The following is a 22,703-nucleotide window of genomic DNA, read 5'->3' on the forward strand; positions in this document are numbered from 1 at the left end:
TTTCAAATAACATTCTTATTAATGTCTTTTACCTTATTTTATAAGTATTAAACTAATCCACTTGTTCATATATGCAAATAGGATTAAGGTAGGTAAATTCTCCTATTGGAAACAAAATCGAAACAATATTCATTAGCTTTGGTTTTTTATATAATTGATTAACCTACAAACTTAATTTAGATATGTCAAAGACTTTTTTGGATTTATAGAGGTAACTATTAATGATTGTGAAAATACTGAATTAATCTTAATAATAGATTTTTCTATAGTCAATCGTAAAGAAGCATTAAAGTATATAGAGAAGTTAGGCAGCCTAGCAGCCTATGATAACCCATCTCTTGATCAGTTGCGTTTAAACTAACAGGTGGTACGATTGAAGAATATGACGGGCAAATTGACCTGATGCCTCCCCTTTTATATACTGGGTATTGATACTAAAAACTACATCCAATTTGGCATAAACCTTTTATCTGAAGGTCATAATGAACTTGTACCATTTAGAAATGGTGACTTTGTGAGTCCAACCATATCAGCAATTGATGAAAAATTTTACAATTCAAGGAAAGGTAATACAGGATGAGCAAACCATTGAGGCAAAAAGGCTTCTAGATAAGGTCACTACCACCCTTTCTCTTTCCGATAAAGTAGTAAATGGTGATCCTTTTAAGATTTTATACTCCTAAAAACTGTAAACCGATAAATCCTAATGATTACTTTTATACAAGAACTGATAATGATAACGAATAAATTTCATATCCAACAGAAAGAACCTATCCAGTAACTTACTGGATAGGTTCTTTCTGTTGGATGAAATTTAACTTTGGTATTTGATATTATTAATTTGCTTGTTTTAATAATTGATTTATTGTAATAATTAGTTCTTCGTCGTCATGTCTATAAAAATTCTCTGACCCTTTTCTACACTCAATATATTTTACATTTGTTAAATAGTTTACTTGATTAGATATCATAGAATTAGACATTTTCAGTCTGTCAGAAATCTGATTTATTGTTAACTCTTTTTTATATATCAAAGATAATATTTTTATTCTTGTTGGATTTGTAAGTACTTTACAAACACGTGAAAGTCCCTTTATATTTTCGTCAGATAACAAAGAGTTGATATCTCTTTTCATTTACTTATCCACCAGCTTTCTAAAAAATAAATTAGAATGCATTGCTATATTCTTAAATGCGCACTCATTCATATAAAAAGAATATCCGATAATTATCATATTTGTCAAATCACTATGCCAACCGATTTTATATAGTAGGACAACTAAAAAAATATAATTTTTCTAAAATAAATCTGTTTTTAAAGAAAAATAACATCCTATTAGTAGATATATTGAAAAAAGCGAAACGCTTTTTTCAATATTCGTTAATAAATTCTAAAGCAACAAAGTACTGACCTATTTTTAGGTCTTGTATAAATTTAATGTTGATGATCATGCATAGGTTCATTTTTCACTTGGCATAAGACCTCATTTTCATGGTTATGCTCGCTAGTTTCCAATTGAATTGTTACATGGGTAATTCCTTTATGCTCAAGTTCATGTTCAATATCACGTAGAATAATTTCGCCTTCTGCAATAGTTAATTTACTGTCTACAACAGCATGGCAAGAAAGTGCATTCAATCCACTAGTAATCGTCCATATGTGTAAATCATGGATTTTAATAATACCCTTTGTCCCCTCAATTGTTGTAATGATATCTTTAACATCTATATTTTTAGGAGTTCCCTCCATTAATACATGGATAGCATCCTTAGTAACATAATAGCCACTTCTTAGGATAAGTAGTGCCACAATTACACTAGCAAGAGGGTCAGCCCACCCCCAACCAAAAAACATTATTAATAAAGCAGCAATTATTGCTCCTAATGAACCAAGCATGTCACTAATGACATGTAAATACGCCCCTCGCATATTTAAGTTATGTTCCGTATCACCGCTACGCAACATTATCCAAGCAACCAGTATATTGACCAATAACCCGATAAAACTGATTAACAGCATTCCTGTTGTAGCAACTTCAGGTGGGTTAGCAAACCGATCAATTGCTTCATAAAATATAAAAAGAGAGATCAGTAATAATGTTACTCCATTTATTACTGCAGCAATAATTTCAAAGCGTTTATAACCGAATGTCTTACTATGACTTGCCGTTCTTTCAGCTAATTTAAATGCGATAAGAGCAATCATTAAAGAGATAGAATCACTTAACATATGGCCTGCATCTGATATTAACGCTAAGCTGTTTGTTAAAAATCCTCCAAATGCCTCAATAACCATATAAATAGTAATAATACTAAAAGAAATCAATAAAACTTTTTTATTTGTCCCACTTGCATGATTATGGGAATGGTCATGTCCGTGTCCCATTGTTCTTCCTCCTTATGAATTTCATTTAATCCTGTATCTTGCACCATCTTCTTTTCTTAATATCACATTCTTTAAAGTGTATCGTAATAAAGAAAAAAATACACTGTAATTATATGAACATATATTCATATTAATAATATGCTTATTTCCTAAATAAGTCAAAATTTTCGAGTAGATGAAAATTCACATTATCACATTACTTGCCTAATTATCATTAATAACTTATGCTTTACTCATAATATGTTTTACAATGTATTTTGCATCGTATCCAACTCCTTGAAGTAAGGATGACCCCCTTCTATATTGCCACGGTAAGCCAATAAAATATAATCCCATTACGTTTGTGACACCCCGTTGATGAATTATTTCACCTTGTTTATTATATATTTCATTAACCTTCAGCCAAGGTAATGGATTTTTAAAACCTGTAGCCCATATAATATTGTTTACTCTTAATGATGATTGATCTTTAAAAATAATTTCGTCCTCTTTTATATCGATTACCCTTCCTTTGATAACTATTTTCTTTTTTCTAATAGTATGTTTTAAATCGTATCCGAATATTGGATCTCCCTTACTCTGAATGAATTTCCCTAACCTAGTGTTATAATTTTGTTTTAATAAACCTATTTTATCAAACCACCAAAAAATACTTTTTTTTAGTAATATTAAAGGTAAATACAGTAACTTTTCACCATGTGATAAATAAGTATCTTTTTCTTTAGACAATTCAACAGCAATCTGAGCACCGCTATTTCCCCCACCAACAACTAAAACATTACCATCTGCAAGTTGCTGAGGGTTTTTATATTGCGATGAATGTATTTGAAATATCCCTTCTGGTAATTTTCTTGAGAAAGACGGAATTTTAGGTGTTTGAAAAGCTCCAGAAGCAACTATAAGGTTTTTCGCCATATATTCTTTATAATTTGTTTTCACTAAATAATAGCCGTCTTGTTTATAGGCACTTTTTACTTCAACACCTAATTTAATTGGTATGTTAAACTTCTTGACGTAATTCATTAAATAGTTCGCGACTTCATCTTTTGTTGGGAAACCATGTTTATCTCCTTCCATTTTCATTCCCGGAAGAGAATTATACATACGTGGAGTGAATAAAATTAAAGAATCGTATCTATCCCTCCAACTTGACCCTATTTCTGACCTCCTTTCAAGAATAACGACATTTCGATTTAATTTGTTCAAATGATATCCAATAGAAATACCAGCTTGACCAGCCCCTATAATTAAAGTATCATACATATTTAACTCTCCTCTCTTTATATGATTATACATTCATATAATCATATTATTTGAATTACTTTAGAAAATCAACTAAATATACCATATTTTTCAAACACAAACACATCTATTTATTTTTAAAAAATTTAATAACAAATAAGTTGACTCTGCTTTATTGCATATTTTAAACTTCCGGAAATACATGAATCAAAACAAAAAAAGTTAAATCACATAAAATACTTTCTTAATAGACATAATTATAAAAGGAAGAAAAGCCTACTAATAATTTTGCCATAGAGAAGAGAAAGTAAATAAAATAAAAACGAATCCCACTAAGCAAAGAAGTATTTAAAAAAGAAGTTAATGTTATTTTAATTAAAATTAATAACATAACAATCTTCCAAAAATTATTATAATTAAATACATGGATTGTATAAATGTTTTATATTTAGAAAAACTAAAATTTCAAAGCACTGGAGAAAGAAATGAAAAACTTTACAAAGGACTTATCACTACAAATTCTAAAAAATGAGATTAGTGTAGAAAAACTTTTGACTCAATATCCGGAATATAAAGGAGATGTTTTAAAGGAGATAAATGCCATAATAAATTCAAAAGATTCTAATTTAATTAACACAATAATTGAAAAATACACTTTAAATGCAAAAATAGCTAGTAAAAAAATTGCAAAGAGTGGGTATAACGAAAAAACATTAAATGCCTTTATGCCAAATATAATCAAAGCCCGATTTGCCATATTTTTGTTACAAAGGCTTATCTTCGCTTCTTCTACAAATAAAATAAAAAACAAAACACGGTTAAATATATGGGACGGATTTATTTTACAGAAGCTCCTATTTGAAAAAGATTTAATAAGGAAACCAGTCTCATTAGGTTTATTTACGTTCTTTTGGAAATTCATTGTAAATAAAAAAGTTTTACTACCTCTTGTGAATGAGAGAGGAATTTATTGTTTTTATACAAAACAATTAATTAATAATCTCTCAACTATATTAGACGGTAAATATTGTGTAGAGATTGCAGCAGGGGATGGTACATTAACTAAGTTTTTGAAAGACAAAAATATTAACTGCATAGCCACAGATGACTTTAGTTGGGATTATTTTATAAACTATCCCGATTTTGTTGAAAAAGCAAATGCAAAAGCTGCTCTTAATAAATACAATCCAGAAGTTGTCCTATGTTCGTGGCCCGTTCCTAATAATTCATATGAGAAACACGTTTTTAAAACTAAATCAGTTGAATTATATATTGTAATTGGTACAAAAAAACCTAAAATTACTGGCGATTATGATGCCTATTATAACGCTGCGTCTGAAAACTTCACTATGGAACTAGATGAACGATTGTCTTCTCTCATTTTACCACCATCGGAAGATAATGCTGTTTATCTCTTTCGCCGAAAGAACAACTTTAGCTAATTCTGCTATACTATAAATTGCTAACAATAGGTAGCAGAATTATAATTAAAATTATAGATAACAATACACCCATCATAATTACAATGTATTCGCTGTTTTAACCATTGAAGATACTGTCAGGACAAACTCTAGCTTAAATAACATTTTTCGCTGTATGGCTTAAGCATTTAATTTACGACCGCCAAACAGTATAGGCCAATTTTGCTGGTACCCTTCTGATGAATGTCTAATGTATATATGCTGAGTATACAAATTTATTATGTTTCCAGCTTCCTTCAATAAATTCGTTTATAATTAAATTGTTTGTTAAATTTACGGTTTAAATTTAAATTCATTCGACGATAGCCAAATATTGCTTCAATCTTATGATGAATTACTTTTATTTCCTTCAAAAGTTCTTCATTTTTCGTATCCTTTAGTAGTCGGGGTGCGGTTTTGACATTTATAGTAGGAGGGTAATCAGGCGATCCCTGCCATTTTACATAGTTGAATAATAGAGTACTTTTCCTTTTCATGTAATTCTTGAATAGCTATTTATTTATCCATGTAACGAACTTGGTTTAATGTCGCCTCCTTTTTAAATCCTCTAACTTTTATAAGAATGCATTTTCAGCAAGTATCCGTTCGTTTCCTCTTTCAAGTCGTTTCATTTCAAGTTTAAAATTTTCTTCTGCGGTTAACTCCTGTTCCTCTTTGTTTCTTCCTCATTTATCTTGAAGACCATCTGAGCCACTAACTTCATATTTCAAAAATGAATAATCCCCAGTTAAATAATCTCTAACTGGCAGTCTCCATCGTTTTAAAGCGGGATAAGTAATGTTTATTTATTACAAAGTTCGTAAGAATCATCCCCCACCTTTAAGCAACGAACTTTTTGTTTTTTGTCTGCCAATTTTAAGGAGAGCATATCACTGGATTAATGCCCTCTTTCTTCATATATTTAGAGTCATACACTTATTTATTAAATTCTTTCATCATAAAATATCTTTTTTCATAGAAGAGTATTATATTTCCTTCGCAATATAAAATGGTTACATGAAAGTTCTTTTAACACTGTTGAAACCAATTTAATTCCTAAACCTTCCTTCCGATATAAACTATGAATAACTATATCTTCTATATAGGCTCTAGAGTTCCCATCTGACACTGCTCTTACTAAGCCAATCAAAGATTCGTCCTTCCAAGCACCAAGGGTCAGTACTTTATTTAATTTATCCTCTTTATCTTGAAATACTCTCTCCTCTAACAACTCCGAATTCCTATAAAGTTTGATAACTTCTTCGTAATCAATTGGTCTTTCATTACATGCCATTATTTTCACTATTACATTACTCCTACAACTATTTATTGAATGAAACACATTAATTAGTACTTTATCAATAACTCCCTCAATAAACAAACATTTATCTCTAAAAAACGCAGTTTCACGTAGTGAATGAGCGTAATCTTTCTTAACATGGTATTAAATATTAAAAGTCGTAGGATATTTTAACGTTGCAGGCAGCCTGGATAGTAGGATGGTACGTCATTGTCCCACTGGCTTTCGCTTCGTTGCTTACTGGTATAATTATAATATATCACTTGGCACACCATAGGGTTTATTCAAGCACTATTGAGTTCTCTTCAAACTTATTCCATTATCGTTTTCTATTGCATATGCCATTAGTGAGCGCTTTAGCTGCTAAAACAAAAAGAAGGGATACTGCCAATTTTGTTCTACCAAGTGAACTTTTCCATCCAGGGGTTGGTTTACTTGTGTTAATCCTGATTGTAATCTTGTCTGTATATAAGCCAATGGGATTGACTCCCTATGGTTGGCGTAAACACCAAGAGTTGCGTAAGATGTGATAGAACTTATATTCATATTTATCTACTCTAATAAAGTTATAAAAAAAGTCGTAATCAAATTCGTTCAAGTTCCTAAATTTAATAAAAACACAAAGGGGTCCCCTTTGTGTTTCATGTTTGTTTACTTTGCAAAAGAATGATTTCCAATTCTCACCGTTACTTCTTTAATTAGAATCCACTCACTTTTTGCTGTTTTGGGATTGTAAAAATACAGGGATCTACTCCCTTTCCCTCTATATGCTACTGCCTCATCTACTACTCTATATTCTACCGTAGTTGGGTTATTCTTTATTTTCCCATTTTGAACTGGCGAAAAAGCATAATATCCATTAGAACGTTCATATATTACTTCTCTTATTGTATTAGGAAAAAAGATTACTATCTACACGGTTTAGAACTACAGTCGCGCTACTGCAACCTTTCCAGAATAAAGTTCTCCCTGTGCTTCGGCATAAATCAATTGTGCTAATAAAGTTCTTTCGCTTTCAGTAATTGGTTCTGGTAATGTCAATCGTTGTCCTACATTTAATTTATTAACTTTTAGATTATTTGCTATTTGTATAGATCCTATAGGAAATCCATTTTGCTGACTTATTTTTCACAGTGTATCTCCAGATTTCACTGTGTATAATGAAGATGCTTCTGAATTTATTCCAAAAAATAACGATAATAGTATTACTAGTAACGTTGAAGATAAAAATTTATTGTTAAAGTCCATATACCCCCCTAGTACTAAAGTCTACGAGAACAATATTATCAACGAAACTATTTATACACTACCTCCAAAATTTTCCTATGCACTTTAAAGCCTGTGATTTAAAGGTTACTAAAATGTGTTACTTATTTCCACTTGAACTGTAATTCTGTTAATAAGTTATTCTTAGTTTAACTTTAATGAAAGGGCTTGGCTCCCCATTTGTTTCCAAGCATCTATAAATGGTCCTAATTGTACTTTTTTGTTCTTTTCACCACTAATGGGATCATTAAAGAATACGAAAGAATTATCATACCCTGTAATTAGCACAGAATGTTCTTTATACGTTATTTCAACTTTTCCATTTGGTGTCTCCCATTCCTCAAAAGAGGTATTAGGCAATTTTTTATAACTTGTGTTAGTAATTATCCAAACAGGTCTGTCATTTGAAAGATATAATTTTAATTCCTCAAACTGTTTTCCTGTTAAATTTTCTATTTTGTTTGGTAGATACTCTTCTGCCAACTCCATTATAGGTCTATGATAAACCCCATATCCTGGATTGTTATACGAATACATGTCTCCAATATATCCTTGATTTGGATCTCCCCAATGTATCTTTCCATTTTGAGTTGTTAAAGGAGTTGAATCCCTTTTTATGTTTTTAGCAAGTTCCATTTTATCTGTTTCAACTTGATAATATTGTAAAAACATTGCTAAACTAGTTACTTCACAGCCCCTAGGCAACTCTGGAAATTGCTTTATTATAGGTGCATCTATTAAAATGTCATCCTTAATTAGTTCTAAATTAGATATTGTATCTACTTCATTATCTTTGTTATTTAGTTCTTTAGGGTTTTCCCTTGTCTGTTTCAACAAAGACTTCGGTATAGAAATATCTATCGCTATTTCTTTGCGTAAAATTTCATTGACTTTCTTATTATCAATACTAAATAAAGACAATATTATGATTAAATACAAAGAAATAAGTGAAATTATAACTAATTTGGTTCTTTTCACAAGCAATATTATTAAAATACTTATACACAACAAACTTATCATAATCAAGACAATAAACTGAAATTGCATTATTATTCTCCCTAACTACTTAATAACATGAGTTTATAATCAATTCATCAAAAAAGTATGGAGAAAAGAAGGTAATTTGATTTCTGCACAATTTCTTCAATAATAATTTCTATAATAGAAAAAGTTATTATTAAAGCAAAATTAAAAAGGTGTGGAAAAATGACTGTGTATAGAAGGAGAATTTATAACAATGGACAAATCTCTGTTCCAAAAAAAGTACAGAATCTGTTGAACTTAAAAGATGGAGACCTTTTATTTATTGATATATTAGACAAATCTATTATAATAATAGCAAACCATGATAATAAAAATTTAAATCAATGTTATTTAAGCAGGAATCGTATTTCTATACCAAAGGAAATACGAAATATACTTGGAATAACAAGTGATACACCACTTATTATGGGCATCACAGATGATGAAAAGGGAATTTTTATACACATAGAGACTGGTAAGTAATTCCACTGATTTAACATTTCAAAATAAACTAAACTAGTTTATTAAAAACTTTAGAAAGAAATAGAAAAAGAACACCTTAAAGTGGAATTAAAACACAATAAGGTGTTCTTTTATAATCTTAAGAAACATCAAATCATTTAGTAGAAATTTCATTTAGTTTCCTATGCAATTCTTTATTTTCGATTTCCAAATTAATAATTCTTGCATCTAGTTATTTATTGTTCACCTTATCTTTATGTCCTCCATGACTTTTCATCATAAATAACATCATAATTGGACATATAAGTACTAGTAAAATAGATAACCATTCCATTTTTTATCACTCCTTTACTTTTTATTAGGATAATATTCAAACAAGGATTTTTTACGAGAAATTACGAAAATATTTTCAAATTTTTAAATCAAAATGAATAATATACATAGATGAATAAATTTCAATAAAAGTAGTGCAAATAGATAAATTAATAACTTGAATAATGAACTGTTTTTTATAAAGATTTTTATTCATTTTAATTTTAAGGTCGCTAAATTTTTCTCGCATAACAGAAAAACAATACTCTCCTTTTTTTCTTCTTTTTTTAGAGGTACGAAAACGAATCGCATCGAGGGGACACATATATAAATGTCCAATCCGCTATAGCATATTAATTTCTCTTTCCTTTAACTTTCGATAAAATGAAGCCTGACTAACCTTTGTAAAGGCACATATCTCATTTACCGTTTTATCTGTCAATTTCCCCCTTTTGGGTTCCATATTTATATTAAATAATTCAAAAAAAAACATTAACTTAATTAAACTTTTTTTAATCAAGTTAATGATAAAATAATTATTGTGATTAATTGGAATTTTTACAATGGAATATAGTCGAGTGGGTTGACAGCATTCGATTTAGACGCATTCCACTGACCTTTATGGAGTTCAAAATGCAAATGCTGACCAAATGATTGTCCAGTGTTACCTATAATTCCTACCTGTTGCCCCTTAGAAATAGTTTCTCCTGCCTCAACGACTCTACTATCCATGTGCGCATAAACAGTTGTATAGACCTGTCCATTAATAGAATGAGAGATAAAGACTACATTGCCATAACTTGTGGAATAATAAGATCTACTAACAACTCCATCAGCAGCAGCAACTATTGGAACATCGGCACTATTAGCAATATCTATACCAGCATGAAACTTGTTCCATCTTTCACCAAGAGTAGAAGTTAAACGCCCCTGAACTGGAGCTGTCCACGCTCCTTTTGCCTGTTTAGAAATAGTTGTATTCGAATCATTATTTATTGAAGAATTACTTGATCCAGTTTTATTTTTAACTACAGTTTCCTTCTCAGATTCTAATTTTATTGCTTTTCCAATAGCTTCATCTTGAGAATTAAGCAATGAGTTTTGTTCTTCCAAACTTAGTTTTTCATTTTCTAAATCTTTTTCTTTAGACTTTAAGGATTTCATAATATTATCCTTTTCCTTCTTTTGTATGTCTAAATCGCTTTTTAGCTTCTTTTGAGATTCACCAAAATTTTCAAGTTTTTCTAACAGGTCTTTTGCTTGATTTTGCTTATCTTCTAACAATTTTTTTTCATCCAAATGTTTTTGTATTAACTCTTGATCTGCAGTGATTATGGTTGTTACCGCTCCCGCTCTGTCTAGAAAGTCACTAAAACTTTGTGATCCTATTAAAACATCTAAATAGTTAATAGTTCCAGTCTCTTGATAGGAACGAGCTCTTTCCTTTAGCAACTCCTCACGTTGCTGTATGCGCTCTTTAAGAGTTTTTATCTCCGTATTTAACTTTTTAACCTTAGTGTTTGCTTCTTTAATATTTTCATCGTTTTCACGTATTTCGCTATTGGTTTTGGAAATCAATGTATCCAGACGTTTAATTTCTGCATTAATATCATCTTGTTCCTTTTTTATGTTTTCAAGTTCTTCTTCTGCTTTGTCTAAACCACTTTGGACTTTACTACGATTTTCTTGTATATTAATTTTTACATTTTGCAAATCCTTCTCAGAAGATGCTAATGCTAAAGATGTATTATTAAATAAAGTTAATGAAGCAGCAATCCCAATCGTTATGGTAGATTTCTTAATCAATAATTTACTCATTAGTATTTCCTTTCTTTTTAATTCTCTAGTAACAAGCAAAATTATAACATCACATTTTGTCGAATTTGGAGATGAAAATTATTACAATTACATTTCATTGTAATATCCTGATAAAATTTAAGGAGTAATTTACCACAAAATGTATGATAAAGGAGTACTTTATTCATAATAAAAATCCTATAGTGAATTATACTACCTACCTCCCTGCATAATTTCTTCATACAAATGTAGTATTATAAAAATACAATAAAAATTCAGGTGAGCTAATGAGAAAACTTTCAATAAAATTAGGAATTCTATTTTGCATAATTATTTTCGGACTAGAAGCATTTATGTTTTCTTATCTTCATAATTCTATAGTTAATGCCAGAATTGATGATGAGCTATCATCCTTACAAGCAAGAGGTAACTCTCATAGAGATATTCTAGAGAAACATTTTGTAGAAGATTCCATTAGTCACGTAATTTTAATGGAGTCAGAGGCTTTAACAGATGTAGTAATTGTTAATCAAAAAGGAGAAGTTCTAGGTTCCTCATTTGATAATGAAAATTTCAAGAAATACTTAATTTACCCCCAAAAAACAGAAATAAAGAAAAAGGGGGAAATTGTAGAGGATGACTGGAAAAATAAACCTTACATTATTACTATAAGTCCGATATTGCAAAAAAAGGAAATTATCGGTTATGTTTACATGTACCAAGAAACAGACTCCATTCACACTTTAATTGGAAGGTTAAATGAGCATTTTGTTCTTGCTGGTATAATTGCACTTCTTTTAACCTTTATTGTGATTATACTCCTTACTAAAGCTTTAACTAAACCACTCGTAAAGATGAAGGAAGCTACTTATCAAATAAGTAAAGGGAATTTCTTAGTCGATCTCCCAAAAACAAGTAATGATGAATTAGGAGAATTAGCAGTATCCTTAAAAGAATTAGCAAGAGACTTAAATTTCTTAAAAAAAGAGAGAAATGATTTTTTGGCTAGTATTTCTCATGAACTTAGAACGCCGTTAACTTATATAAAGGGTTATGCTGATATTTCTCTTAGAAAAAATATTGAAGAGGAAGAAAAAGAAAAGTACCTTCGAATTATTGTAGAAGAAGCAAATAGACTTTCTACTTTAATAGAGGACTTATTTGAGTTAGCAAAGATTGATAAAAACACATTTCTCATCCAGAAACAACAAATAAATCTATATGAGCTATTAGTGAAATTACAAATAAAAATGTCACCGGCCTTTAAAGAAAAAGAAATCGATTTAACAATTAATTGTCCTAGAACTTCTTCTTTACATGGAGACCCAGCGAGAATGGAACAAATAATATTCAACTTATTGGATAATGCTATGAAGTACTCTCCAAAAAACAGTAAAGTAGAAGTTATAGTAACAGCTAGAAAAAAAGAAACGGAAATAATTATCCATGATAATGGAAACGGAATACCCGAAGAGGATCTTCCTTATATTTTCAATCGATTTTACCGTGTTGACAAGTCAAGAACAAGATCTTTAGGGGGTACTGGACTAGGTTTATCCATTGTACAAGAATTGGTTCAAGCACATGAAGGAACAATAAGAGTAGAAAGTAAGCTTAATATCGGAACAACATTTATACTATCTTTTAAAACGTATGGAGGGGAAGTCAATTGAAACAAATCTTAATTGTAGATGATGAACAGCAAATGCTTGATCTAATTGCTCTGTATTTGTCACCATTAGGCTATCACTGCAAAAAAATAAATTCAGCAATTGATGCTTTACTTTATTTAGAATCAAACCCCGTTGATCTTATTTTATTAGATTTAATGATGCCTGATATGAATGGCTGGGAAGCATGTATAGAAATTAAAAAATACTGGGAAACTCCAATAATAATGCTTACTGCAAGAACAGATAAAAAAGATGTTGTTAAAGGGTTAAATACAGGGGCAGATGACTATATATCCAAACCTTTTGATGGTGAGGAACTTGTTGCTAGAATTGAAGCAGTATTAAGAAGAAAAGGTAATAGGTCCGAATTGATAGAGTTTGATGGCTTAGTCTTAGATCAAGAGTCCTTTGATTTACAATACCAGACGAAGAATATTCCTCTAACTCCAAAGGAATTTGCTCTTATGAAACTTTTTCTCCAAAACCTAAATAAAGTATTCACTAGAGACCATCTGATACACTCCATATGGGGACATGGAGTAGAAACTGAAGATAGAACAATAGATTCACACATAAGAAATTTGCGTGACAAACTTAGAAAGGCTGGTTTTCCTTCAGAGGAATACTTATTAACAGTATGGGGTGTTGGATACAAGTGGATTGGAAAAGAATCTGATTGAAGAACATCTTTATAGAGTATTTACCAGGGAACCCCATCGTCATAGCTGCTGTTACTATAATTGCAAATATTATAATAGCAATTTTTGGAGTTATTCCTAGTGCCTTTCTTACTACTATAAATATTATTTATTTTGATTTAAAATTAGCAATTATTATTTCAATAATTGGTGAATCATTAGGTGCTATAGTAAGTTTTATCTTATACCGTAAAGGGTTAAAACGCTTTACCACTAAGTATAAGATAAAAAGTCACTTCTTAAAAAAGTTACAAAACACAACTGAATTTAATGCCGTAATACTTATAATCCTGTTAAGAATTCTTCCTTTTATTCCTTCATGTGCCGTGACATTAACAGCAGCATTAGGTAGCATTAGAATTATCCCGTTTACTATAGCTAGTACAATAGGAAAAATTCCATCGCTTCTAATTGAAGTTTATTCCATTAATAAGGTATTCAATATCAATTTATCTGGATGGAAAGAGACAATAATATATTGCTCAATAATCCTGTTATTAATATATATTTTAAAAGAGTTAAAAAAAATAAAGCAACAAGATAAAAAATGGAGATAAAGTCACCTATCATAGAAAAAACAACAAAAAATAGGCTTCTGAAAAACTGGTGCCTATTTTTTGTAGATGTTAAATTATCTAAGTTTTTCACATTCCTGCCTTCTTCTATACCAGATTAATAGTACAGCGGCAATAAAGAATATCAAAGAAATTACTTGTGCAACCCGTAAGTTATCTGTAAGCATTAAGCTATCCGTTCTTAACCCCTCAATAAAAAACCTCCCAAAAGAATACCACATTATATAACCTAAAAATAGTTCTCCCTTTTTAAGGGTAATAATTCTTCTAACAACAATTAATAAAGTAAAGCCAAGAATATTCCATAAGGATTCATACAAAAAAGTGGGATGATAATACGCGCCCTCAATATACATTTGATTAATAATAATATCTGGCAAATTTAAATTCTCCAGAAAATCTCTAGTAACCTTGCCACCGTGAGCTTCCTGGTTCATAAAGTTCCCCCAACGTCCTATTGCCTGACCTAGTATAAGACTAGGTGCTGCTATGTCAGCCAATTGCCAAAAGGATAAACCTTTCTTTTTAGCAAAAACCCAAGCAGTCAGGACCCCTCCTATAATAGCTCCATGTATCGCAATACCCCCTTCCCATATTGCCACGATTTCTCCTATATTCTCTTTGTAATAGTCCCACTGAAATAAAATATAATAAATCCTGGCACTAATAATTGAAATAGGTATAGCCCATAATAAGAGATCGGAAAAAATGTCTTTAGGAAGTCCTTGTTTTTTAGATTCATTAGTAGCAAGAATCCACCCAAGAAGTAAACCAGCTCCAATAATTATTCCATACCAATAAACAGTGAAATTTCCAAACTCAAAAGCGATTCTATTTAACTGTTGTATGTTCTCCACAAAGATTCACCTCGTTTTAAATTTTCAAGACTGAGATTTTGTTTCAAATTTCCGGTATTGCATTTTTCTTTCTTATACAAAGAAAATACGTAATGCCAATAGAAATAACACTTAGCCAGAAAGTAAAATAGCCTATTTGCGGAATATAATTATCCAATACACTATATCTTGGCATCATGTTAAATAGATAATCAATCACATCATTATGAAGAGTCCAAATTGCAGCAACTACTAGATGCCAACCTTTTATTTTATAGAAACTTTTATATAGTAAACCCTGAATTGCCATGGCTCCATGGGAGAAAATCAGCATGTAACTAGACCAATCTAAATATCCTATCTCTATCAGAACTAATACATTCATTACAACTGCCCATATTCCATATTTAAATAACGTTACAATAGCTAGAGCCTCAAACAAAGGTAAATTTGTTCTTAAAATCAAACCAATTAATACAAACACAAAAAACAAACTAGCTGTTGGGCTATCAGGAACAAAAATTAGATATTTATTAGGTGTAACCGAAAGTTGACCACCATACCAAATAAATCCATATAATGTGCCTATAATATTGACAACTAATAGAATAAACAACACCTTTTTATCCCTTAATAATAAAGTAAAATTCAAATGTTCCCCGTCCTTTATCGGTTACTATTTTTATTAGCAGTAAAATGCTGCCCTAAAAGGCCGCATTTTATCCTATTTTATAAGATAAATTATTCTGGCTGATTATTTGCATTTTTATCAGGAGTAAAAGATGGCTGAAACCCTTTATATTTAACCATTGTTACCATACCTGCAGAAGCATGATGTAAATCATGGCAGTGGAATAGCCAATTCCCAGGATTATCAGCTTTGAAAGCTATTATATACTCATCTCCAGGTTCTAGATTTACAGTGTCTTTAATAATAGAAGCTCCCTCAAGATTTTTTCCGTTTTTACTTAGAATTTGAAAAGATGTACCATGTAAATGCATAGGATGGTCTTCACCTTTAGAGTTATTAACAAGCTTTACTTTTACAAGGTCCCCTTCTTTAACTGAAATATTTTCTGTATTCGGAAAAGCCTTTCCATTAATTGTGTAAGCCGTATTATTATCTAATACCTCTGTATTTAGGTTCATTGTATATTTAACATCATATTTCTGATTTAAAGTGAACTCACTTTCTTTTGAGGAACCATAATTTGTGTAAGTGAACTCTGGAAGTTCTTTCTCCTGATTCGGTTTGTCTGTAGATAAGGAACTTCCTTCATATTGTAGTTTCACTTTCATTCCAGCAGTTCCTTCCATATTTCCATGACACTCCAGAAACCACTCCCCTGGGTTATCTGCTACAAACTCAATATCATACCGTTCACCTGGCGATATAGAAATTAACTGATTTTCTATTACTTCTGGGTTGTCTATTTCTTGCCCATCAATCGCAACAACCTTAAATTTCTGACCATGCAAATGCATTTTGTGTGTCATATACCCAATATTAGCCAAACGGAGTCTTACCGTCTCACCCTCCTTCATTTTTAAAGGCTCAATAATCTCACCACTTTTTCCATTGATGGTAAAGATGTCATATGCGCTCATATCGTCCATCGTCATGCTTGCACCATCATTACTCGTATCCATATCCATATCTTCCATTTCATCACTTTCACCCATGTCCATACCTTCCATATCACTCATATCCATACCTTCCTCTGGATTACTCATCCATTCGTCAAGCATTAACGTATAATCACGATCGTATGTTTTTTCTTTTGGTTCAACAATTAAGGCACCATATAGACCTTTATCAAGTTGATTAACACCGTCTTGATGAGTGTGATACATATAAGTGCCAGGAGTTTGGGGTGTAAACTCATAAGTAAATGTTTCACCTGGTTGTACAGCATTTTGAGTAACACCCGGAATACCATCCATATTATTTGGGAGAACAAGTCCATGCCAATGTATAGTTACAGGATCGGCTAATTCATTTTTTAAGTTGATTTTTACTTTCTCCCCTTGCATTACACGTATTTGAGAACCTGGAACCGAACCATTAAAAGTCCAAGCATCTACACTGACTTCTTTTGTCAATTGATGCTTTGCCTCTTTCGCGACAATAGAAAACTCGTTCCCTTTTAAGATTTCAGGTTCAGTTGTTTCTTCTGTAGTAATCTTCTCAGGCTGATTTTCAACATCTGCTCGATTTGTATTTTCGTTTTGTTTATTTGAGCATGCCGAAAGAATTAACAATATAAATCCAATTAATGCTATTATTTTTAATTTCATTCTCTCTCCTCACTTTCATGAATTATCATATTAAAAATAATTGGAGATTTTATGCATTTTATATGAACAAAAGTTCATAAATTTTAACGTTTTAACCTAACAAAAACTAGAACTTATTGGTAGAAATAAATCTGCAACAACAATAAACAGTAGTTACTTAAATAAAACAAAGAACCTGCAAGATATTTGCAGGTTCTTTTATCAACTTATCTAATAGGTTTCCATCTACGGAGGAATAATGTATTTCCTACAACAGATACGGAACTAAAAGCCATAGCACCACCGGCAAGTATTGGATTTAATAAACCAATTGCCGCAACAGGGATAAGGATGATATTATATGCAAATGCCCAAAACAAATTCTGGCGTATCTTTCGCATCGTTGATTTCGAAAGAAGAATTATATCGACTATCCCCATCAAATCTCCCCGCATTAAGGTAATATCAGCAGCCTCCATTGCAACATCAGTACCAGTCCCAATTGCAATTCCTACATCAGCCGCAGCAAGTGCGGGAGCATCATTAATTCCATCTCCAACCATTGCAACAACTTTTCCTTCTTGCTTCAGTTTTTCTACTTCGGCAGATTTGTCTTCTGGCAGAACTTCAGCAAGTACTCGGTCCACACCAACTTGCTTGGCAATAGCTTCTGCTGTAAGTCGGTTGTCCCCAGTAATCATGATGACCTCAATACCTAGTTGCTTTAGAGCCTTAATAGCATCTGTAGATGTTTCTTTAACAGTATCTGCCACAGCAATTATGGCTGCTAGACTTTCATCAATAGCCATAAGCATAGCAGTTTTTCCCTCACCCTCGAATTTTTCCATAGTATCAATAGAAGAACTAATATTCACCTTATTTTGAGCCATAAGCTTTTTATTACCGATTAAAATCCTTTGATTATTGATACTAACCTCAATCCCATGCCCCGGTATAGCTTTAAAGTTAGTTGCATTTAATAAATTTAACCCTTTATCAGACGCACTGTTTACAATAGCTTCACCAAGTGGATGTTCTGAACCTTTTTCTGCAGTTGCAGCAATTTGTAAAATTTCATCTTGAGAAAGATTTCCGAAGGGAACAATATCTGTTACATCAGGTTCGCCCTTTGTAATAGTACCGGTTTTATCTAACACAACTGTTGTTACACGCTGTGAGTTTTGTAGATGTTCTGCACCTTTTATAAGTAATCCATTTTCAGCCCCTTTACCTGTCCCTACCATCACAGCTGTTGGTGTGGCTAATCCTAAAGCACATGGACATGCGATAACTAGTACTGCAATTGTACTAACTAACGCTGGGGTAAATCCAAGAAGTACGAATGTAATACCAAATGTCGCTAAAGCTATTACAATTACAATTGGTACAAATACTGCTGATATTTTATCTGCAACTTGCTGAATTGGCGCTTTGGATCCTTGGGCTTCTTCAACTAGTTTAATTATTTGCGAAAGAGCAGTATCTTTTCCAACTTTAGTTGCCTGGAATTTAAACGAACCATGTTTATTCATAGTAGCACCAATAACATTATCTCCAGCTTTCTTACCAACAGGCATGCTTTCTCCTGTTAACATAGATTCATCAACTGTAGTATTTCCTTCTATAATTATTCCGTCAACTGGTATCTTTTCGCCTGCCCTAACGAAAATAATATCTTCTGTTTGAACATCTTCTAGTGGTATATCCACTTCCATACCATTACGGATAACTCTAGCTGTCTTTGCCTGTAAACCCATTAATTTTTTTATAGCCTCAGAAGTTTGACCTTTTGCCCTTATTTCCAGTAGCTTTCCTAAAACAATTAGAGTCATAACCACAGCTGCGGCTTCAAAATAAAGAAATTGCCCAGTCCCCATTATGGTAACAACTAAACTGTATAAATAGGCCGCTGATGTTCCTAGCACTACTAGTACAGCCATATTTGCGCTACCTCCTCGAACTGAATTATAAGCATCGCGGTAATAATGACCACCAACATAAAATTGAACTACTGTGGCTAGTAAAAATTGAATCCAAGGATTTAAGTGGAAAAACCCTCCATTTCCGTACTCCATCATAAAATCTGATATCATCATGATTAAGAAAGGTATAGATAAAATAGCACCAACAATAAATTTTATTTTTTGTTTTCTATATGCTTTTTCTCGAGCACTTTGTTCATAATCCCCATCATTTTCACTAATTAATTTTGCATCATAGCCAGCCTTCTTTACTACATTAACTAATTGATCTACATTGGTACTTCCCGGAATATATTCAACACTGGCCTTCTCTGTTGCAAGATTAACAGTAGCATTTTTCACTCCGTCTACCTTATTTAATACTTTTTCAATACGAGTAGCACAAGCGGCGCATGTCATACCTATGATATTTAAATTTACTTTTTCTTGTTCAACCCCATACCCTGTTTTGTTAACTTTTTCAATTATTTCCTCAATTGAAACTTGTGATGGATTATAGGTCACTGCTGCTTTTTCTGTAGCTAGATTTACATTTGCTTGTTGAACGCCTTGCACTTTTGATATGTTTTTTTCAATACGAGTTGCGCATGCTGCACATGTCATTCCAGTAATATTTAGTGAAACATTTTCACTAGTATTAGGTTTTGGTTGTGCTAATGAACCATTTTCTGTTGACATTTTATACCCTCCTATAACTTTCATTTACAGTTATAAAATCCTTTATTAATTTGACACAAAAAAGGTTTTATATTCTCTTCATAGTCCACATAAAAAATACCCCCTACAGGTATATTTATTTTATAAAGAGAGGGCAACGTTATTTTTTAACGTTCGCCCCTGTTAGTATTACTGTACTTCGTAACCCTGATCATCAATTGTTTCTTTAATTTTATCTAATGTAACTACCTCTTTATCAAACTCTACAAATACAGATCCGGCTCCAAGATCAACTTTTACATTTGATACGCCATCAATTTTACCTACACTACCTTCGATTGAGTTTACGCAATGATTACAAGACATACCCTGTACGTTCAATTTTACTTTTTCCATAATTATCTTCTCCCTTATTTTTTCATTAGTTTTTGTATTGTTACTAAAACTTCATCTAATACTTCTAAGTCACCTTCTTGTATTCGCTCAACAACGCACTCTTTCAGGTGACCCTCCAGTAAAATCTTTGCAACGCTATTTATAGCAGCTTGTGTAGCAGATATCTGTGTTATGACATCATCACAATAAGTATCTTTCTCTATTAATCCTTTTATACCTCGTATTTGACCTTCAATCCGATTTAACCTAGTTATAAGGTTTTGTTTGACCTTATTGGAGTGATGGCTTTTTCGATCACTTGAAGTGGAACAATGAGTTTCCTCTAAAGACTCATCATTATCTAAAAAAGATGTCATTAATACATTCACCTCCACAAACAAAGTATACTATACCCCCGCACCCTATGTAAAGCCTAAAGTTAATTTTTTCTTCTATTTATCGCTGGTCATACCCAAGGGTTTTTTTCAGCTTTGTCTTTGTAATAAGATTTTATAGAAGAATAAGTCACATATAACTCCCCTTGTTTTAAAAAGGATTTAAATGGTACTGTAGCAAACGTATGTATGAAATAAACCTAAAGTAACCTAGGCGTACCCTTTTCAGATTTTAATTAAGTTACTTAAGATCAACGTGTATATGGTTACTTAATATTTGATGACCATCACATTTTGTTGTGATTATATCCGATTACTATATTCCTATCTTCTTTCATTTCCTTACATACATATTCTTCTTCAAAAACCTGTACATCCTTGTTATTTTTAGAAATCACTATATTGTCTGGAATATCGACTAAATTCCAATTTTTATCTAACTTATAATTATTTCTTATAAGAACTACTTCTTTTACTTTTTCTTTACTATCCACCACGGATTTTGTTTTTTCATTTTGCGCGGTTATACATGCTGCTAAGATAAGGATGATTAAAGAAAGGAATGTTGTTTTTACTGCCAATTTGAAATTCATTCTCTTTTCTCCATTCCATTGTTCTAGTGGTTAATATAAATTAAAATTTGGAGAAAGTGTGGATTTTTAATCTTTACACCAAATTTATATGTTTATAATAATCACCCGCACAATTAGTACTGGAAATATATTTAATTATTTACTTCCTCTACTTGTTTATAATATTCACTAAACACCTCTGCAAATTTTTCAACCGTATTTGAAAGTTCCTTCTGTGTATTATCCACCCCACCAAATTCCAGGAGAATAGAATTACTTGATAAATCTTGATTATAAACTCCATTACCTTCATCTTTACTTTTCACAAAAACTCCTCTACTAATCCCAGGAATTTTATTTTCTAATCTTTCGTTTAAATCTTTGGCCAATTTAAGATTTCGTTCATAGTTTTTATTATCCTTTCCAACTACAAAGAATAATCTTGCATATTCGATTCCATCATAATTTAATGTAGTTATTTTTCTTGCCTGTGAATCCCTATGTATATCAATAAGGTATACTAAAGAGTTTTCCTTGGCAGTTGCTTCTTGTACGATTTCTCTTGTTAAACTATAAGATTGTGAATAACCCCAACCCTTCTTTTTAAGTTCTGCAGTTACATTGGTAGTACTATGTTCAGTCCCTATACCTCTCTCTAGTAATTCATTCTGTAATTGGGTACCCACTTGAATAACATTTCTCGTTTCATCTATGCTAGACGCCTGATTAGGATTTGTCACACCTGAAAGTTGTGGTAAAAAAGCTTCCCAACTATGAGTATGATATATATAAACAACCTTTTTATCAGAAGTATCCTTCTTTGGGGTTTCAATTTTCTCTTCATTAGAGCTGCTATTTTTATTACTGTCATTTAAAAGAATGGCATCATTAGGAGGTGGAGACTCAATTGGCAATGTTGCTAAATTCGTTCCTTTCCCCGCAATAGCTATCTCTGTATTAAATTGCGAAAATCCTACTAATTCTCTTCCTAAAAAGGTTCTTATATCATCTGGCCAAATATTTGAAGTAACCCAAACCACACCGTTTAAAATGGAGGGTTTTACTATTTCTTTGTTCACATCTGATAAATTAAATTGTACAATTTCATTTGCTAATAAAGAGGAAAGCATATCTGCATCTAGTTGCTTTGTAGAGGTTGATACAATATCTGAAGAAAGCTTGATATCTAATTTCAGATAATTTATTAGGAAAATACTAAAATACATCACTAAAATAATAGCTAGTAGATAACCATTTACTTTTAGAATCATATTAGACCCTCCTTATTAGATAGTGTTATCTACATATTTATATGTGATAGATTCACCAGTAGTCTGCATATTTTCTGCACATTAATAGAGATAGAATTTTTTAGAATGGTATAATCTACTTCTCTTGCATAAAAAAATGGCATA

22 protein-coding genes and 1 pseudogene are annotated in these 22,703 nt (G+C 31.5%); 6 read left to right on the forward strand and 17 right to left on the reverse strand.

The features are described from left to right. Nucleotides 1-836 precede the first annotated feature (836 nt). The 3 genes from EM808_RS19230 to EM808_RS19240 form a co-directional block, all read right to left on the reverse strand. Nucleotides 837-1,136, reverse strand: coding sequence for an ArsR family transcriptional regulator (locus tag EM808_RS19230; protein ID WP_127739829.1), 300 nt, complete (start codon nucleotides 1,134-1,136; stop codon nucleotides 837-839). Nucleotides 1,137-1,435: 299 nt separating this feature from the next. After that, nucleotides 1,436-2,386, reverse strand: a complete 951-nt coding sequence (locus EM808_RS19235; protein WP_127739830.1) for a cation diffusion facilitator family transporter — start codon at nucleotides 2,384-2,386, stop codon at nucleotides 1,436-1,438. A 222-nt stretch (nucleotides 2,387-2,608) separates the two neighbouring features. Beyond that, nucleotides 2,609-3,649: a flavin-containing monooxygenase gene (locus tag EM808_RS19240; RefSeq protein WP_127739831.1), complete on the reverse strand. Its 1,041-nt coding sequence runs from the start codon at nucleotides 3,647-3,649 to the stop codon at nucleotides 2,609-2,611. A gap of 464 nt (nucleotides 3,650-4,113) precedes the next feature. Here EM808_RS19240 and EM808_RS19245 point away from each other — a divergent pair, with 464 nt between their 5' ends. After that, nucleotides 4,114-5,070 (forward strand): class I SAM-dependent methyltransferase, encoded by a 957-nt coding sequence (locus tag EM808_RS19245; RefSeq protein ID WP_127739832.1) that lies wholly within the window; start codon nucleotides 4,114-4,116, stop codon nucleotides 5,068-5,070. A gap of 275 nt (nucleotides 5,071-5,345) precedes the next feature. Here the strand turns inward: EM808_RS19245 and EM808_RS29815 are convergent, their stop codons facing one another. Further along, a complete protein-coding gene (locus EM808_RS29815; RefSeq protein WP_366881137.1) occupies nucleotides 5,346-5,585 on the reverse strand; it encodes a transposase in 240 nt (79 codons plus the stop codon). A 476-nt stretch (nucleotides 5,586-6,061) separates the two neighbouring features. Beyond that, nucleotides 6,062-6,382 (reverse strand): GNAT family N-acetyltransferase, encoded by a 321-nt coding sequence (locus EM808_RS19250; protein WP_235856665.1) that lies wholly within the window; start codon nucleotides 6,380-6,382, stop codon nucleotides 6,062-6,064. Between the two features lie 182 nt (nucleotides 6,383-6,564). Between EM808_RS19250 and EM808_RS19255 the strand changes: the two genes are divergently transcribed. After that, nucleotides 6,565-6,918 carry a hypothetical protein gene (locus EM808_RS19255; RefSeq protein WP_127739833.1) on the forward strand — a complete coding sequence of 118 codons (354 nt, stop codon included), beginning with the start codon at nucleotides 6,565-6,567 and terminating at the stop codon, nucleotides 6,916-6,918. A gap of 121 nt (nucleotides 6,919-7,039) precedes the next feature. Here EM808_RS19255 and EM808_RS29820 read toward each other — a convergent pair. Both EM808_RS29820 and EM808_RS19265 read right to left on the reverse strand, forming a co-directional pair. Further along, nucleotides 7,040-7,636 (reverse strand): annotated as a pseudogene (locus tag EM808_RS29820) (cell wall hydrolase). Between the two features lie 162 nt (nucleotides 7,637-7,798). Next, nucleotides 7,799-8,701 carry a C39 family peptidase gene (locus tag EM808_RS19265; RefSeq protein WP_127739834.1) on the reverse strand — a complete coding sequence of 301 codons (903 nt, stop codon included), beginning with the start codon at nucleotides 8,699-8,701 and terminating at the stop codon, nucleotides 7,799-7,801. 159 nt (nucleotides 8,702-8,860) lie between these two features. Here EM808_RS19265 and EM808_RS19270 point away from each other — a divergent pair, with 159 nt between their 5' ends. After that, complete coding sequence (locus tag EM808_RS19270) at nucleotides 8,861-9,160, forward strand: AbrB/MazE/SpoVT family DNA-binding domain-containing protein (RefSeq protein ID WP_127739835.1); 300 nt, start codon at nucleotides 8,861-8,863, stop codon at nucleotides 9,158-9,160. A gap of 211 nt (nucleotides 9,161-9,371) precedes the next feature. On the opposite strand, the gene EM808_RS29575 is transcribed toward EM808_RS19270, so the two are convergent. Together EM808_RS29575 and EM808_RS19285 are read right to left on the reverse strand one after the other, a co-directional pair. Continuing rightward, complete coding sequence (locus EM808_RS29575) at nucleotides 9,372-9,473, reverse strand: DUF2933 domain-containing protein (protein WP_259347179.1); 102 nt, start codon at nucleotides 9,471-9,473, stop codon at nucleotides 9,372-9,374. 536 nt (nucleotides 9,474-10,009) lie between these two features. Next, nucleotides 10,010-11,269, reverse strand: a complete 1,260-nt coding sequence (locus EM808_RS19285) for a murein hydrolase activator EnvC family protein (protein WP_127739836.1) — start codon at nucleotides 11,267-11,269, stop codon at nucleotides 10,010-10,012. Between the two features lie 266 nt (nucleotides 11,270-11,535). On the opposite strand from EM808_RS19285, the gene EM808_RS19290 reads away from it, so the two are divergent. From EM808_RS19290 to EM808_RS19300, 3 genes are read left to right on the forward strand one after another with little or no spacing between them, the layout of a single operon-like run. Further along, on the forward strand, nucleotides 11,536-12,921 hold the full coding sequence (locus tag EM808_RS19290) for a sensor histidine kinase (protein WP_127739837.1): 1,386 nt from the start codon (nucleotides 11,536-11,538) through the stop codon (nucleotides 12,919-12,921). Next, nucleotides 12,918-13,601: a response regulator transcription factor gene (locus tag EM808_RS19295; RefSeq protein WP_127739838.1), complete on the forward strand. Its 684-nt coding sequence runs from the start codon at nucleotides 12,918-12,920 to the stop codon at nucleotides 13,599-13,601. The genes EM808_RS19290 and EM808_RS19295 overlap by 4 nt, the downstream gene beginning before the upstream one ends. Then, nucleotides 13,598-14,176, forward strand: a complete 579-nt coding sequence (locus EM808_RS19300) for a TVP38/TMEM64 family protein (protein WP_127739839.1) — start codon at nucleotides 13,598-13,600, stop codon at nucleotides 14,174-14,176. The genes EM808_RS19295 and EM808_RS19300 overlap by 4 nt, the downstream gene beginning before the upstream one ends. 74 nt (nucleotides 14,177-14,250) lie before the next feature. On the opposite strand, the gene lgt is transcribed toward EM808_RS19300, so the two are convergent. The 8 genes from lgt to spoIIP all read right to left on the reverse strand — a co-directional run bounded on the left by lgt (nucleotide 14,251) and on the right by spoIIP (nucleotide 22,559). Next, the gene (gene lgt / locus EM808_RS19305) at nucleotides 14,251-15,051 is read right to left on the reverse strand and encodes a prolipoprotein diacylglyceryl transferase (protein ID WP_213084036.1); all 801 of its coding nucleotides are present in this window, start codon (nucleotides 15,049-15,051) and stop codon (nucleotides 14,251-14,253) included. A 43-nt stretch (nucleotides 15,052-15,094) separates the two neighbouring features. After that, nucleotides 15,095-15,682: a lipoprotein heptaprenylglyceryl N-acetyltransferase LhaT gene (gene lhaT, locus EM808_RS19310; protein ID WP_127739841.1), complete on the reverse strand. Its 588-nt coding sequence runs from the start codon at nucleotides 15,680-15,682 to the stop codon at nucleotides 15,095-15,097. 89 nt (nucleotides 15,683-15,771) lie between these two features. After that, complete coding sequence (locus EM808_RS19315; protein ID WP_127739842.1) at nucleotides 15,772-17,328, reverse strand: multicopper oxidase family protein; 1,557 nt, start codon at nucleotides 17,326-17,328, stop codon at nucleotides 15,772-15,774. A gap of 206 nt (nucleotides 17,329-17,534) precedes the next feature. After that, nucleotides 17,535-19,967, reverse strand: coding sequence for a heavy metal translocating P-type ATPase (locus EM808_RS19320; RefSeq protein WP_127739843.1), 2,433 nt, complete (start codon nucleotides 19,965-19,967; stop codon nucleotides 17,535-17,537). A gap of 168 nt (nucleotides 19,968-20,135) precedes the next feature. After that, nucleotides 20,136-20,342 (reverse strand): copper chaperone CopZ, encoded by a 207-nt coding sequence (copZ, locus tag EM808_RS19325; RefSeq protein WP_127739844.1) that lies wholly within the window; start codon nucleotides 20,340-20,342, stop codon nucleotides 20,136-20,138. A 14-nt stretch (nucleotides 20,343-20,356) separates the two neighbouring features. After that, nucleotides 20,357-20,698, reverse strand: a complete 342-nt coding sequence (locus tag EM808_RS19330; protein ID WP_127739845.1) for a metal-sensitive transcriptional regulator — start codon at nucleotides 20,696-20,698, stop codon at nucleotides 20,357-20,359. 305 nt (nucleotides 20,699-21,003) lie between these two features. Continuing rightward, a complete protein-coding gene (locus EM808_RS19335; protein WP_127739846.1) occupies nucleotides 21,004-21,309 on the reverse strand; it encodes a hypothetical protein in 306 nt (101 codons plus the stop codon). 131 nt (nucleotides 21,310-21,440) lie between these two features. Next, nucleotides 21,441-22,559 carry a stage II sporulation protein P gene (gene spoIIP / locus EM808_RS19340; RefSeq protein ID WP_127739847.1) on the reverse strand — a complete coding sequence of 373 codons (1,119 nt, stop codon included), beginning with the start codon at nucleotides 22,557-22,559 and terminating at the stop codon, nucleotides 21,441-21,443. Nucleotides 22,560-22,703: the final 144 nt, after the last annotated feature.

Source organism: Niallia taxi, assembly GCF_004005475.1.
Lineage (GTDB): Bacteria > Bacillota > Bacilli > Bacillales > Cytobacillaceae > Niallia > Niallia taxi.